Origin of the sequence: Halobaculum saliterrae (assembly GCF_009831625.1) — an archaeon.
GTDB classification, from domain to species: domain Archaea; phylum Halobacteriota; class Halobacteria; order Halobacteriales; family Haloferacaceae; genus Halobaculum; species Halobaculum saliterrae.
This window is the reverse complement of sequence record NZ_WUUS01000001.1, coordinates 32,141-45,857: the sequence shown is the minus strand read 5'-3', so window position 1 is coordinate 45,857 and position 13,717 is coordinate 32,141. Positions and strand designations below refer to the sequence as shown.

Below are 13,717 nucleotides of genomic sequence, written 5' to 3'. Positions count from 1 at the left end.
GGGACGCCTACCGGTCGCGAGCGCTTCAACCCCGGGTCCGTGGGTCACTCCCCCCTGACCGCGTCGGCGACGATCCGGACGCCGACGGCCAGCCCGGCGAGCGCGACGGAGACGAGACCCCCCACGAGGAGCCCGACGCCGACGACCCACGCCGTGACGGAGGCCATCCCGGCGGCGAGAAACGCGAGGCCGAACGCGAGGGCGAGTCCGAGCACCGCGGCGGCAGCCCCGCCGGCGGCGAGCCGATACGTGCTCGACCGGTCGGCGAGCGGACCGACACTGAGGCGACCGCCGCCCGCGGGGAGACCGTAGCCGACGACGGTGACGACCCCCGCGACGGCCGTCCCGATCAGGGCGAACGCGAACGCGAAGCCCGACGGGACGCCGTCTCCCGTCTCGGGCGGCGGCGGGAGGTCGAACACGAACACGGCGACGGCGACGAAGCAGACGAGACCGGCGGCGACGGTTCCGACGCGGAGGGCGGCGAGGACGGTGGACCGATTCACTCCCGGCGATCGTCGGCGGCCGTGAATGGGCTTTGTGGTGGCCGCCCGCTCGGGGGTCTCGTGGCGGCCGCCCTACGTCCTGTCGTCGCCGTCCGGATCGAACAGCTCCTCGATCCGGCAGTCGAAGAAGTCTGCGAGGCCGAACGCCAACGCCAGCGACGGGTCGTAACGCCCGCGCTCGATGCTGTTGATCGTCTGGCGGGTCACGTCCACCCGTTCCGCGAGCTCGGCCTGACTGAGCCCGCGTTCCTCGCGACGGGCACGGACCTCGTTGTTCATCGGCGCCGACTGAGCCAGCCGTACGCGACGGCGAACACGACGAACAGCCCGACGTAGCCGTACAGCACGCCACTGACGAACGGCGGCGCCTCGTACACCCTGAGCGCGGCGAGCGTTCGCGCGCCGGAGGCGCCGAGCACGAGGACGACCGCGGCGACGACCATCGTGAGGGTGCTCGCGCGGCGCTCCAGTTCGGCGTCGCGCTCGTCGAACAGCCTCACGGGACTGAACTGCCACACCGCGAGGAAGGCGACGATCCCGACCCAGTAGGCCGCCTCGGCCGCGACGGGGTACGAGAGGGCCCTGAGCGCGAGATTCGCGACCACGCCGACCCCGACAGCGCCGAACAGCAGCCGGCGGTAGCGCCGACGGCTGGAGACGGTCGGCGTCCGGGTCGTGCCGCTCCCGGACTCGACGCGCTCGCCCGTCATCGTCGCCCCCGGACGACCGCGATCGCGGCGACCCACACGAGGAAGAACGCGGTGACCGTGGTGGCCGCGCCCGCGGCGAACGCGCTCCAGGTGTAGTGACCGAGCCCGCTCGCGAGCGCGAGCGCCGGGAACACGACCGCCGAGGTGAGGCCGAACACCCGCACCGCGTGCCCGGAGGCCGTGGCGAGCACGTCCGTGTCGCGCTCGTCGAGGCGCACGTCGGCGACGCGCCGGTAGCCGACGGCGACGACGGCGAGGAGGGCGAACGAGCCGACCGCGGCGATCTCGCGTCCGACCACGAGCAGGCCGACGTACGCGAGCGTCGCCGCCGCCCACAGCGCGACGTACGCGAGGCGGTTCGAGACCGATCCGTCGTGAGTGGCGTGTGTCGTCGTCATGGATCCGAGCGCGAGCTGTAAAGCTCGCTTTACAGTAAAGGAAACTTTACACAGCGACTTATAGCTATCGCCCCATCGACCCGTCGCGGTTCGCCGCGGGGAGTAGGGTTTAGTCCCCCGGCGTGGCAGATGTGGACACGCATGAAAGCGGTTCAGTTCTCGGAGCACGGCGACCGCGACGTGATCGAGTACGGCGATTTCCCGGATCCCGAGCCCGCTCGGGGAGAGGTGATTGTGGACGTGAAGGCGGGCGCGCTCAATCACCTCGACATCTGGACCCGGAAGGGCCTGCCGGGGATCGACCTCGAGATGCCGCACATCCCCGGCTCCGACGCCGCGGGCGTCGTCCACGAGGTCGGCGAGGGCGTCACCCGGTTCGAGGAGGGCGACCACGTCGCCGTCTCGGCGGGCGTCTCCTGCGGGGAGTGTGAGTTCTGCCGACACGGCGAGGAGTCCCAGTGCGTCCGCTTCTCGATCATCGGCGAGCACCAGCGCGGCGTCCACTCGGAGCTCGCGGCCGTCCCGCAGGACAACCTCGTGCCCGTCCCGGAGCACGTCGACTGGGAGGTCGCCGGCTCCTCCTCGCTCGTGTTCCAGACCGCCTGGCGGATGCTCCTCTCGCAGGGCGAACTCGGCCCGAGCGAGTCGGTGCTCGTGCTCGGGGCCTCCGGCGGCGTCGGCCACGCGGCGGTCCAGATCGCCGACCACGTCGGCGCGGAGGTGTACGCGACCGCGTCCACCGAGGAGAAGCTCGGCTACGCCGAGGAGTTGGGCGCCGACCACGTCATCAACTACGAGCAGGACGACTTCGCCGCGGAGATCCGCGAGCACACCGGCCGCCGCGGCGTCGACATGGTCGTCGACCACATCGGCGCGGCGACGTGGCACGACTCGCTCAAGAGCCTCGCGAAGGGCGGCCGGATCGTCACCTGCGGCGCGACGACCGGCGGGCGCCCGGAGACGGACATCAACCGCATCTTCTGGAACCAGCTGAAGGTGATCGGCTCGACGATGGCGACGCCGGGCGAGGTCGACGACGTGCTCGAACTCGTCTGGGACGGCACCTTCGAGCCGCGGATCCGCGAGACGCTGCCGATGAGCGAGGCGGCGCGCGCACACGAGATGATCGAGGACCGAGAGGGCTTTGGCAAGGTGGTGGTTAGACCCGACAGTGAGCTCTGAGGGATCGGACCCGAACGCGGACACGGATACCGACGCCGACGCGGATACCGACGCCGACACGGACGCGGACGCGACCGTCGACGGCGACCGCACGCGGGTCGTCAACACCGGCGACGGCTACGAACGCGTCGACGACGCGGACGCTCCCGCGGGAACCGACTCCACCACCGCAGGCGACGCCCCCGCGGATGCCGACGACCTCGGGCGCGCCGGCTGGGTGCTGGTGGCCGTCGTCGTCATCGCGTTCCTCGTCGTCCCCGGGATCATCTACGTTCGTCCGACCGTGCCGGGGGAGCTCGGCTTCCGCTTCCTCGCGGCGATGCTCGTGCTGCCGTTTCTCCCCGCGCTCCTGTTGGGCGTGACGGCGGTGTGGAGCCTCGCCGCCGGCGGCGAGTGACTCCGGCCTCCGACCCACGGCCGAACGGCTGACCCGGTCGGACCGCGCGGTCGCCGCCGAGCGAGCCGGATCGCAGCCCGGTCCGGCCGGTACGTTTTGGCCGACGAGCGCGTACGTCAGATCGACATGACGACCTCGCTCACCGCGGCCGGCGACCCGGACCGGCTCCCGCCGGACGTTCCGGGGGAGTCGACGTTCGTCGAGGCGAACGGCCGGACGTTCCACGTCGTCGAGGCCGGTCCCGACGACGGCGACCTCGTCCTCCTGCTCCACGGGTTCCCCGAGTTCTGGTACGGCTGGCGCGATCAGATCCGTCCGCTCGTCGACGAGGGCTACCGGGTCGTCGTCCCGGACCAGCGGGGCTACAACCGCAGCGAGCGTCCCGGTCGCGTCCGCGACTATCGGATCGAGGCGCTCTCGGCCGACGTGACCGGCCTGATCGACGCGTACGACCGCGAGACGGCCGCGCTCGTCGGCCACGACTGGGGCGGCGTCGTCGGCTGGTGGACGGCGCTGCACTCTCCCGGGCGGCTGTCGTCGTTCGTCGCCGTCAACGCGCCCCACCCGACCGTGATCCGGCGGGCGCTGTCCGGGGATCCGGTCCAACTCCTCCGGTCGAGCTACGCGCTGTTCTTTCAGGTGCCGAGGGTGCCCGAGGCGCTGACGCGAGCGGCGAACTGGCGCCTCCCGGTGCGGATGATGCGCGAGTCCTCGATGCCGGGCACGTTCTCGACGCGGGACTTCGACCGCTACCGCGCGGCCTGGCGCCGCGAGGGCGCGTTCACCGCGATGCTGAACTGGTATCGGGCGGCCGCGCGGCGGCCGCCGACGCCCGAGGCGGACGAGGTCACGGTCCCGACCCGCCTGGTATGGGGGGTTCACGACCAGTTCCTCAAACACCGCATGGCGTCCGACTCCCTCGAGCACTGCGCGGACGGCCGGATCACGAACGTCCACGAGGCGACCCACTGGGTCCAACACGAACAGCCGACGAGGGTCGCCGACGCGATCCTCGAGGAACTCTCCTGAACGAGGCGCTCGGGGAGCGAACGGCGGGCGGGCGTGGCGACTACTCCGTCCGTTCGCCGTCGACGCCGATGTCGACGCCGCCGTCGTCGTCCCAGCCACGGCGGTCGCGAGCGGCGTCGCGTCGGCGACCGTCCCCCGTCGCGTCGCCGTCCTCGCCGCCGGCCTGATTCACCGCGCCGGGCATCATCGCGCCGGCCGCGCCCGATCCCTCGTCGGCCTCGGCGGACTGGCGTTCCCGCATGCTCTGTCGGGTGAACTGGGGCTGGGCCCTGATCCCGCGCTTGTCCTTCGTGAACGAGCGGTACAGGAAGAACACCATCGGCAGCGTGGCCACGACGATCCCGATCGAGAGGTACACGTCGAGCATGGTCGATCCGAACGAGTAGATGATCGCCGCCGAGAGGCCGCCCACCGCGGTGAGCACGGAGTAGGCGATCCGCTGGGCCAGCCGGTCGAGGACGTGGTTGTCGTCCTCCAGCGTGACGTTGACCGCGAGGTCCTCGCGCTGGACCGTGTCGAGCACGGAATCGAGCTTCGGCGGCACTGTGAACAGCGCGCGCGCCGTGTCCCGTGTCTGCGTCGCCGCATCGCTCGCGAGCCGACGGGCCGTGTCCTCCAGATACCCCTCCTCGGAGAGGTACTCCGTGGCGACCTCGATGAAGTCGAAGTCCGGGTCGAGCGTGACGCAGACCCCCTCGACGACCGTCGCCACCCGGAGGACGAGCGCCATGTTCTGGGGCAGCCGCAGCGGGAAATCGTATATCGTCGACTCGACCTGTTCGATCACCTGCTGGACGCGGTACTGCTCGATGTCCTCCCCGCGCACGTCGGCGATGGCCAGCTCCATCACGTCGGCCATCACCTTCCGGTCGGCCTCCGGCGACAGCGTTCCCATCTCGACGAGCGAGTCGAGGATCCCGTCGATGTCCTGGTTCGCGACGGCGATGTAGAAGTCGATGATCTTCTCCTGGATGAACGGGTCGACGCGGCCGGACATCCCGAAGTCGTAGAAGATGATCTGTCCCTCCGGCGTCACGGAGAGGTTGCCCGGGTGGGGATCGGCGTGGAAGACGCCGTCCTCGGCGATCATCTGCAGGTACGCACGCTGGAGCGTCGTCGCCAGCTCGGTGCGGTCGATCCCCATCGAATCGAGCGCTGCGGTGTCGGAGATCTTCGTGCCCGGCAGGTACTCCATCGTGAGCACGCGCGGTCCGGACGCGGCGGCGACGGGCTCGGGGATCACGATCCGGTCGCTGTCATCGAAGTTCGCCCGGATCTCCCGAAGCACGCGCTGCTCGCGGGTGTAGTTCATCTCCTGGTGGATCGTCTTGTCGAACTCCTCGGCCAGGTTGTCCAGCGAGAACGCCTGCCCCTGCCCGACGAACCGTGTCAGCAGCGGCACCGACCACTTGATGATCCGGAGGTCGGCCTCGACCAACTCCTCGATCCCGGGCCGACGGACCTTCACCGCGACCTCCTGCCCCTCGTAGGTGGCGACGTACACCTGCCCGAGGCTGGCGCCCGAGATGGGCTCGGTGTCGAACTCGTCGAACACCTCCTCGACGGGGCCGAGCTCGTCCTCGATGACGCGCCGGGACTCCGCCCACGGCGCCGGCGGCACGTCGTCCTGCAGCGAGGACAGCACCTCGATGTACGACGCGGGGAGCACGTCCGGCCGGGTCGAGAGGATCTGTCCGAGCTTGATGAACGTCGGCCCGAGCGTGAGGAGCGTGTCCAACAGCACCTCCGCTCGACGGAGCCGCATCTCTCGGGTCACCGTCCGGGACCCGCCCAAGACGATGAACCGTTTCCGGTCGCGAAGGAGCGCCCAGATCAGCGGCAGGAACCGGTAGATGACGAGGGGGAACCGTCGGTACGCGCGCAGTGAAACCAGCGTCACCACCCGGGTTACGCGTCCGCGTCCGTGACGGCGATCTCGTGTTCGGGAGCGGCGGCCCGCTTAGGCAGCCGAACCGAGAGCACCCCGCGGTCCATCTCCGCCTCGCTCCCCTCGTGGGTCGCGTCCGGCGGGAGGGGGATCTCGGCGTCGAGGAACAGCGGCCGGTCCTCCTCGACGTAGCTGAACTCGCGGTCGGGCGCCTTCTCGCGGCGGGCCTCGACGTGGAGGCGGCCGCGCTCGACGCTGACGTCGGTGGTCTCCGCGCTGGCACCGGGCAGATCGATCACGAGGAGGTACGCGTCCTCGCTCTCCAACAGGTCGGCGAACACCGGCTCGGGGAGATCCCGGAGCGCCTCGCGTAGTTTCGACATGGACGGGTCAAGGGGCGGCGCGTCGAAAAATGCCGCGGTGGCGACGGCGTCCGTGCGTGTGAGTGACTCCCGTGACCCTTTTGTGTGTTCAACCGGTTCGCTCGGGTATGACCGAGGGAGCGGCGGACGCCGACCGCGAATCGCCGAGGGCCACCGACGCGCCGGTCGGGGTCGGGGTTCGCGTCGAGCCGAACGCGGCGGTCGTGTCGCACGATGCCCGGGTGCCGCCGGACCCCCGCGAGGAGACGCCCGTGACGTTCCGTCCCGTGGCGGCGGCCCGGGCGATCGGGGGCCGGCTCGTGCGGGCGATCGCCCGTCGCGGCGGCCGGTCGCGACGCGGACGCGGGAACTGATCGCGACGCGGACGCGGGAACTCGATCTCGCCCGTCCGCGAGCACCCATCTCGACGCGGAGAGGGCTCGCCCTCGGCCGCCGGGGACGGTCCGTCGACTGGCGGCCTTTTCACTCCGGACGCGCAAGGGTCCCGTATGAGTCACGACCGGACACGCGCCGGGTTCAAGGACCGGACCCGGGTCGCCGACGCGCGCGAGCGCCTGCTCGCGACGGCCGCCCCGCACGGCCGGACGGAGACGGTGCCGCTGACGGCCGCAGACGGCCGGGCCGTCGCGGACGCGACGACGGCGCCGACGCCGGTACCGGGGTACGACCGCGCCGCGATGGACGGGTGGGCCGTCCGCGCGGCGGACACGTTCGGGGGCTCCGACCGCTCGCCGTCGGTGCTGTTCGCCGAGGAGGGGGAGGTCGGCCCGGAGGGGGCGGTCCGCGTCCACACCGGGAGCGAGTTGCCGCCGGGCGCGGACGCGGTGGTCAAGATCGAGCAGGTCACCGAGATCGGCGACGAAGTCGAGGTGTTCGACGCCGTCGCCGAGGGCGAGAACGTCGGCCCGACGGGCGAGGATGTCGCCGAGGGGCAGACGCTGTACGAGCCGCCGCATCGCCTCCGACCGTCCGATCTCGGCCTCCTGAAGTCCGTCGGCATCGACGAGGTGGCGGTCGCGGCGCGCCCCCGCGTCTCGGTGATCCCGACCGGCGAGGAGCTGGTGCAGGCCGATCCTGACCCCGGGGAGGTGATCGAGACGAACGGCCTCACCGTCTCCCGGCTCGCCGAGCGCTGGGGGGCGGACGCCACCTACCGCGACATCGTCACCGACGACGAGGACGCCCTCCGGGAGGCGGTCGAGCGCGACCTCGACCACGACGTGGTCGTCACCACCGGCGGCTCCTCCGTCGGCGAGCGGGACCTGATCCCCGAGGTGATCGACGAGATCGGCGAGGTGCTGGTCCACGGCGTCGCCCTCAAGCCGGGGCACCCCGTCGCGCTCGGGGTCGTCGAGGAGACGCCGGTGATCATGCTTCCCGGGTACCCCGTCGCGTGCATCGTCAACGCCGTGCAGTTCCTGCGCCCCGTGATACGCGAGATCGGCTCGCTCCCGCACGATCCGCACCCGACGCGTCGGGCGACGCTGACCCGGAAGGTCTCCTCCGAGCCCGGCGTGCGGACGTTCGCGCGGGTGAAACTGGACCAGCCGGGCGACGACGGCGGGGGGGCCGGTGACGGGGACGGCGGCCACGGTGGCGGCGACGATGCGGACGGCGTCAACGAGCCCGCCGTCGAGGCGACGCCGACGCGTGCGTCCGGCTCCGGGATGCTCTCGTCGGTCGCGCTCGCCGACGGGTGGGTCGTCGTCCCCGAGTCCCGCGAGGGACTCGACGCCGGCGAGGTCGTCGACGTCCAGCTGTGGGAGGTGAACGAATGAGCGACCGACGCGAGTTCCGCGACCTCGCGGAGCCCGAGGAGGCTCACGAGGCCATCGAGTCGCTGGACCTGTCGCCGGAGCCGGAAACCGTCCCGCTACGGGAGGCGCGCGGCCGCGTGCTCGCCGAGCGGATCGACGCCGAGTTGGACGTGCCGGGGTTCGACCGGGGATCGATGGACGGCTACGCGGTCCGCGCGCGCGACACCTTCGGCGCCGACGAGGCCGACCCGGCCACGCTGGAGCTGGTCGGCGCGGTCCACGCCGGCGCCGAGCCCGACGTGACCGTCGAGTCGGGCACCTGTGCGGAGATCTCCACGGGCGCGGTGATGCCCGACGGCGCCGACGCGGTCGTGATGGTCGAGCGAACCACCGAGATCGAAGGCGGCGACACGATCGAGATCCGCACGTCCGTCGCCCCCGGCGACCACGTCATGTTCGCCGGCGCGGACATCGCCGCCGGCGGCCGCGCGCTCGGCCCGGGGACGGAGATCACGCCCCGCGAGATCGGCCTGCTGTCCGCGCTGGGCGTCGACGAGGTGCCCGTCCGGGGAACGCCGACCGTCGGCATCGTCTCCACCGGCGACGAACTCGTCCGGCCCGGCGACGACCTGCACAGCGAGCGCGGCCAGATCTACGACGTGAACAGCTACACGATCGCCGCGGGCGTCGAGGAGGCCGGCGGCGAGGCCGTGCTGTACCCCCACGCCGGCGACGACTACGACGAGATGGAGCGCCTGCTCGTCGAGGCCAGCGAGGAGTGCGACCTCGTCCTCTCGTCGGGTTCGACCTCCGCCTCGGCGGTCGACGTGATCTACCGGGTGATCGAGGAGCGTGGCGACCTCCTGCTCCACGGCGTCTCGGTCAAGCCCGGCAAGCCGATGCTCGTGGGTCGGGTGGGCGACTCCGCCTACGTCGGCCTCCCGGGATATCCCGTCTCCGCGCTGACGATCTTCCGCACCTTCGTCGCCCCCGCGGTGCGCGAGGCGGCCGGGAAGCCGGAGCCGCGGACCGCCACCGTGAGCGGCCGGATGGCCGTCGAGGAGCGCTACTCGGAGGGACGGATGCGGCTCATGCCGGCCGGCCTCGTGGAAAGCGGACCGGCACGCCCGACCGGAGACGGTGAACCCGGCGGAGCCGGCGGCGAGACGCTCGTCTACCCCGTCGACAAGGGGTCGGGCGCGACGACGAGCCTCGTCGAGGCCGACGGCGTCGTCGTCGTCGACCCGGACACGGAGTACCTCGCCGCGGGCGAGTCCGTCGAGGTGCAACTGTTCTCGCCGGACGTGCGCGCGCCGACGCTGTTCGCCGTCGGCGAGGACGACCCCGCGCTCTCCCGGCTGCTCGACCGCGTCGACCGTCCGCGGCACCTCGCGCTCGGCTCGTGGGAGGGGCTGCGTCGCCTCCGCGACGGCGTCCCCGACGCCGCGGTCGTCGCCGGCGAGCCCGGTCGCGATCCGGTCGCGTCGCCCGACCCGACCGGGGACGACGACCCGGTTCCGACGGAACCCGTCGGCGAGTGGACCCGCGAGTGGGGACTGATCGTCCCCGCCGGCAACCCGGACGAGGTGACGGGCCTGACGGATCTGGTGGACCGGGACCTCCGGTTCGTCAACCGGGACTCGAACGCCGGCCTCCGGACGACGCTCTCGAACGCGCTCGCGGACCTGGCCGACGAGCGCGGGACGACCCGCCGGGAGGTGACCGAGGCGATCGACGGCTTCGACCGCGCGGTACGCGCCCACGAGTCGCCCGCGCGGCGCGTGCTCGCTGGCGACGCGGACGTGGGCTTGGGGCTGCGAGCGACGGCCGAGCGGCTGAACACGGGCTTCGTCTCGCTGGGGACCGAGCCGGTTCGCGTCCACGCGAACCCCGCGCGCGCCGACAAGCCGGGCGTGCGGGGGCTTCGCGAGGCGATCGCCGACGGCGACGACGTGTTCGACGCGCTCGCCGGCTACGAGCGATAACGGGGCGTCGAGAGGGAACGAGCGGAACCGTTCGGTGACGGAAGGGACGCGCTCGTGGCCGCGCTGGCCGACGGCGACGTGCGCCGCGCTACGGCGTCGGCGCCGCCTTCTGGAGGGCGGTCTCGGCGATGTTGCCGCCGTAGTCGGCCGACCGCGACACCGAGTCGACGATGAGTCCGAGCAGCTGCGCCCGGGCGGGGTCGAGCTCCCTGAGTAGCTCGTCGATCTCTCGGGCGCGCTGGTCGACGCCGAGCACGGCGCCGCGAGCCTCGTTCGCCAACTCCGTCGCCTCGACGCTGTCGTCGGCGAACAGCGCCTCCATCGCGCGGTCGACGACCTCGCGCGCGTCCTCGTCGAGCGTCTGCAGCGCCTCCTTGAACTCCGCCGGGAGCACCTCGTCGACGCCGTTCTCCGGCGCGGGGACCTCGCCGCCCACGGCGTCGGCCGCCTCGCTGCCGAGCAGTTCCAGGGTGAGGTGAGCGATCTTCGTCGCGTGGTCGGCGACGCGCTCGAGCTGGCGCGCGCTGGAGTGGTAGTCGAAGCAGACCTCCCGCGAGAGGCCGATGTCCTCGGCGGCCTTGGGGGTCCGCAGCGTCGACCGGAAGATACGCGAGACGACCATGTACAGGCGGTCGACGTCGTCGTCGCGCTGGATCACGTCCATCGCCATGTCCTCGTCGCCGGTGGTGAGCGCGTCCACTGCGTCCTCCAGCATGGAGACGGCGATGAGCCGCATCCGCGTCACCGCGTTGTGGATCGACAGCTCCGAGGAGTCGAGCAGGTCGCGGATGACGACGCGGTCGCGCGTCTCCTCCAGTACCTCCAGCCCGACGAGGCTCTGGACGGAGTCGCGGATGGTGCGTCGCTGGTCGTTGGTGATCCGGGGAGACTCCAACGCGATGATGTCGAAGCCGGAGACGTACATGGTCATCACCGCCCGCGTGAGCTGGTCTCCCTCCAGTTCGCCGATGTCGAGCGTTCCCTCGGTGCGCCCCTCCTCGCTCACCGGGGTGAGGAACAGGGAGTCGCCCTCCGGGTAGAACTCGACCTCGGTGCCCGCGCTCACGCCGTTGTCCGTCGCCCACTCCTTCGGAATGGACACGGTGTACGTCGACCCGCCGGTCACCTGCACCTTCCGTGTCTCGACCATCGTGGGAGCGTGGGTCCGTCGCCGAATTAAATCCACCGGTGTTCTATATATTGGTTGAAATCACACGCCGATCACCGGCAGATCCCGGCGGTTATGGGACGTTGATTCGTGGTCTCGATAGAATATGGGTCTGACTATTAATCCGAATTGGCCGACCAGAGCGGCTCTTTATGGGTTCCAAGGGATATTCTCCCGACCCGAGGAGCTACACACACGTTCTCACAGTATCTCTATATATTTCTCATAGTAGGGTACTTACGTATCTCGCGGTTCCGATCGGGTGATGACGGATAACTCCGAATCCGCGACGCGGCGTGCGTTCGTGACTGCTGCGGGAACGGCGGGCGTCCTCGGGCTGGCCGGCTGTACGAGCAACCCGAACTCGGGCGGTTCCGGCGGCTCCGATGGCGGTTCGGGCGGCGGCTCGGACCAGCTCTCGGGAACGGTCGACATCGCGGGCTCCTCGACGGTGTTCCCGCTGGCGACGGCGTTCGCCGAGACGTTCCAGCAGGAACACTCCGAGGTGAACATCAACGTCCAGTCGACGGGGTCGGGTGGCGGGTTCGCGAACTTCTTCTGTCCCGGCGAGACGGACTTCAACAACGCCTCCCGGCCGATCAAGGAGGAGGAGATGCAGCAGTGTGAGGACAACGGCGTCGAGCCCGTCGAACTGACGGTCGCGACCGACGCCCTGACGGTCATCGTCAACAACGACGCCGACTTCCTCGACTCGATCACCGTCGAGGAGCTACAGACGATCTGGTCGGCCGAGGCCCAGCCGGAGACGTGGAGCGACGTCAACTCGGACTGGCCCGACGAGGAGATCGAGCTGTACGGTCCCTCCGACGCCTCGGGCACCTACGACTACTTCATCGAGGCGATCATCGGCGAGGAGGGTCCGGGCCACCGCCAGGACTACTCCGCGACCGAGCAGGACCGCACCATCATGCAGGGCGTCCAGGGCTCGGAGTTCGCCATGGGCTACCTCGGATTCGCCTACTACAGCCAGAACAGCGACTCGGTGAAGGCGGTCGCCATCGACGACGGCGACGGCCCCGTCGAGCCGTCGCTGGAGACGGCCAAGTCCGGCGAGTACACGCCGCTGGCGCGCCCGCTGTTCACCTATCCCGCGAAGTCCTCGCTCGCCGAGGAGCACGTCGCGGAGTTCGCCCGGTACTTCGTCGAGAACACGACCGATCAGGAGGTCGTCGCCAACGACGTCGGCTACGTCCCGCTCACCGACGACCAGCAGGCGGAGCAGATGGAGAAGCTGGAGACGGCGATCGAGGAAGCCAACGCCTAAACCTGTCACCGAGGCCACGGACGCACGAACGGAGAAATTTTTCACTACCCCATACAACCCACAACTCGAATGAGCACCGATGACATCGTGGACGACCTCACCCGGGACACGCAGAACTCCCCCGAAGAACTCCTGACGCGGTCGTTCTTCTTCGTGTGTGCGGTGCTCTCGATCGTTACCACGGTGAGCATCGTCGTCCTCCTCGTCACCGAGGCGGCCAAGTTCTTCTCGATCACCGCGCCGCTGATGGGCATCGAGGGGCCGACGGCCTCGATCGTGGACTTCCTCACCGGGACGACCTGGGAGATCGGCAATCGTCGCTTCGGCGTGCTCGCGCTCGTCTCCGCGACGCTGATGATCACGATCGGCTCGGCGATCATCGCGCTCCCGCTGGGGGTCGCGACCGCCATCTACCTCAGCGAGTACGCCGCGCCGCGCCACCGGGCGTTCCTGAAACCGGCGCTGGAGGTACTGGCCGGCATCCCGACGGTCGTCTACGGCTTCTTCGCGCTCATCTACATCACCCCCGTGATCCAGACGGTGCTCCCGGGGACGGGGACGTTCAATCTCCTGTCGGCCAGCATCGTCGTCGGCATCATGATCATCCCGATGGTCGCGTCGATCAGCGAGGACGCGATGTCCGCGGTGCCCGACGATCTCCGACAGGCCGGCTACGGGATGGGCGCGACCAAGTTCGACGTGTCGACCGGGATCGTCGTCCCGGCGGCGCTGTCGGGCATCTTCTCGTCGTTCATCCTCGCGCTCTCGCGGGCCATCGGCGAGACGATGGCCGTCACCATCGCCGCCGGGTCGCAGGCGCAGTTCCTGAACCCCATCGATCCGACGGCGTATCAGGAGGGAGCGCTCCCGATGACCGCGGCGATGGTCCAACTGTTGTTGGGCGACATCACGGGCGGCGGGCTCGCGTACCGGAGCCTCTTCGCCATCGGGCTGACGCTGTTCGTCATCACCCTCGTCATGAACGTCATCAGCGACCTGATCGCACAGCGGTACCGCGAGGAGTACTGA

Annotated in this window: 15 protein-coding genes; 8 read left to right on the top strand and 7 right to left on the bottom strand. The window is 70.4% G+C overall.

Annotated features, from left to right (window positions below):
- Positions 1-44 precede the first annotated feature (44 nt).
- From GRX01_RS00230 to GRX01_RS00215, 4 genes are all read right to left on the bottom strand, one after another.
- The gene (locus GRX01_RS00230; RefSeq protein ID WP_159662239.1) at positions 45-506 is read right to left on the bottom strand and encodes a hypothetical protein; all 462 of its coding nucleotides are present in this window, start codon (positions 504-506) and stop codon (positions 45-47) included.
- Positions 507-578: 72 nt separating this feature from the next.
- The gene (locus tag GRX01_RS00225) at positions 579-785 is read right to left on the bottom strand and encodes a helix-turn-helix transcriptional regulator (protein WP_159662237.1); all 207 of its coding nucleotides are present in this window, start codon (positions 783-785) and stop codon (positions 579-581) included.
- The gene (locus GRX01_RS00220; protein ID WP_159662235.1) at positions 782-1,216 is read right to left on the bottom strand and encodes a DUF2178 domain-containing protein; all 435 of its coding nucleotides are present in this window, start codon (positions 1,214-1,216) and stop codon (positions 782-784) included. The genes GRX01_RS00225 and GRX01_RS00220 overlap by 4 nt, the downstream gene beginning before the upstream one ends.
- Complete coding sequence (locus GRX01_RS00215; protein WP_159662233.1) at positions 1,213-1,614, bottom strand: hypothetical protein; 402 nt, start codon at positions 1,612-1,614, stop codon at positions 1,213-1,215. Before GRX01_RS00215 ends, GRX01_RS00220 begins: the two co-directional genes overlap by 4 nt.
- Positions 1,615-1,755: 141 nt before the next feature.
- Here GRX01_RS00215 and GRX01_RS00210 point away from each other — a divergent pair, with 141 nt between their 5' ends.
- The 3 genes from GRX01_RS00210 to GRX01_RS00200 all read left to right on the top strand — a co-directional run bounded on the left by GRX01_RS00210 (position 1,756) and on the right by GRX01_RS00200 (position 4,222).
- The gene (locus GRX01_RS00210) at positions 1,756-2,796 is read left to right on the top strand and encodes a zinc-binding dehydrogenase (protein ID WP_159662231.1); all 1,041 of its coding nucleotides are present in this window, start codon (positions 1,756-1,758) and stop codon (positions 2,794-2,796) included.
- The gene (locus tag GRX01_RS00205) at positions 2,786-3,193 is read left to right on the top strand and encodes a hypothetical protein (protein ID WP_159662229.1); all 408 of its coding nucleotides are present in this window, start codon (positions 2,786-2,788) and stop codon (positions 3,191-3,193) included. The genes GRX01_RS00210 and GRX01_RS00205 overlap by 11 nt, the downstream gene beginning before the upstream one ends.
- Before the next feature lie 126 nt (positions 3,194-3,319).
- Positions 3,320-4,222 carry an alpha/beta fold hydrolase gene (locus GRX01_RS00200; RefSeq protein ID WP_159662227.1) on the top strand — a complete coding sequence of 301 codons (903 nt, stop codon included), beginning with the start codon at positions 3,320-3,322 and terminating at the stop codon, positions 4,220-4,222.
- Positions 4,223-4,262: 40 nt separating this feature from the next.
- On the opposite strand, the gene GRX01_RS00195 is transcribed toward GRX01_RS00200, so the two are convergent.
- Both GRX01_RS00195 and GRX01_RS00190 read right to left on the bottom strand, forming a co-directional pair.
- On the bottom strand, positions 4,263-6,125 hold the full coding sequence (locus tag GRX01_RS00195; RefSeq protein WP_394351347.1) for an ABC1 kinase family protein: 1,863 nt from the start codon (positions 6,123-6,125) through the stop codon (positions 4,263-4,265).
- 5 nt (positions 6,126-6,130) lie between these two features.
- Positions 6,131-6,493: an Hsp20/alpha crystallin family protein gene (locus GRX01_RS00190; RefSeq protein ID WP_159662225.1), complete on the bottom strand. Its 363-nt coding sequence runs from the start codon at positions 6,491-6,493 to the stop codon at positions 6,131-6,133.
- A 107-nt stretch (positions 6,494-6,600) separates the two neighbouring features.
- Here GRX01_RS00190 and GRX01_RS00185 point away from each other — a divergent pair, with 107 nt between their 5' ends.
- The 3 genes from GRX01_RS00185 to GRX01_RS00175 all read left to right on the top strand — a co-directional run bounded on the left by GRX01_RS00185 (position 6,601) and on the right by GRX01_RS00175 (position 10,235).
- On the top strand, positions 6,601-6,846 hold the full coding sequence (locus GRX01_RS00185) for a hypothetical protein (protein ID WP_159662223.1): 246 nt from the start codon (positions 6,601-6,603) through the stop codon (positions 6,844-6,846).
- A 135-nt stretch (positions 6,847-6,981) separates the two neighbouring features.
- Positions 6,982-8,271: a molybdopterin molybdotransferase MoeA gene (locus tag GRX01_RS00180; protein ID WP_159662221.1), complete on the top strand. Its 1,290-nt coding sequence runs from the start codon at positions 6,982-6,984 to the stop codon at positions 8,269-8,271.
- Positions 8,268-10,235 carry a molybdopterin biosynthesis protein gene (locus GRX01_RS00175; protein WP_159662219.1) on the top strand — a complete coding sequence of 656 codons (1,968 nt, stop codon included), beginning with the start codon at positions 8,268-8,270 and terminating at the stop codon, positions 10,233-10,235. The genes GRX01_RS00180 and GRX01_RS00175 overlap by 4 nt, the downstream gene beginning before the upstream one ends.
- A gap of 88 nt (positions 10,236-10,323) precedes the next feature.
- On the opposite strand, the gene GRX01_RS00170 is transcribed toward GRX01_RS00175, so the two are convergent.
- The gene (locus tag GRX01_RS00170) at positions 10,324-11,385 is read right to left on the bottom strand and encodes a phosphate uptake regulator PhoU (RefSeq protein WP_159662217.1); all 1,062 of its coding nucleotides are present in this window, start codon (positions 11,383-11,385) and stop codon (positions 10,324-10,326) included.
- Positions 11,386-11,668: 283 nt separating this feature from the next.
- Here GRX01_RS00170 and GRX01_RS00165 point away from each other — a divergent pair, with 283 nt between their 5' ends.
- Positions 11,669-12,688 (top strand): PstS family phosphate ABC transporter substrate-binding protein, encoded by a 1,020-nt coding sequence (locus tag GRX01_RS00165; protein WP_159662215.1) that lies wholly within the window; start codon positions 11,669-11,671, stop codon positions 12,686-12,688.
- 69 nt (positions 12,689-12,757) lie between these two features.
- The gene (gene pstC / locus GRX01_RS00160; protein WP_159662213.1) at positions 12,758-13,717 is read left to right on the top strand and encodes a phosphate ABC transporter permease subunit PstC; all 960 of its coding nucleotides are present in this window, start codon (positions 12,758-12,760) and stop codon (positions 13,715-13,717) included.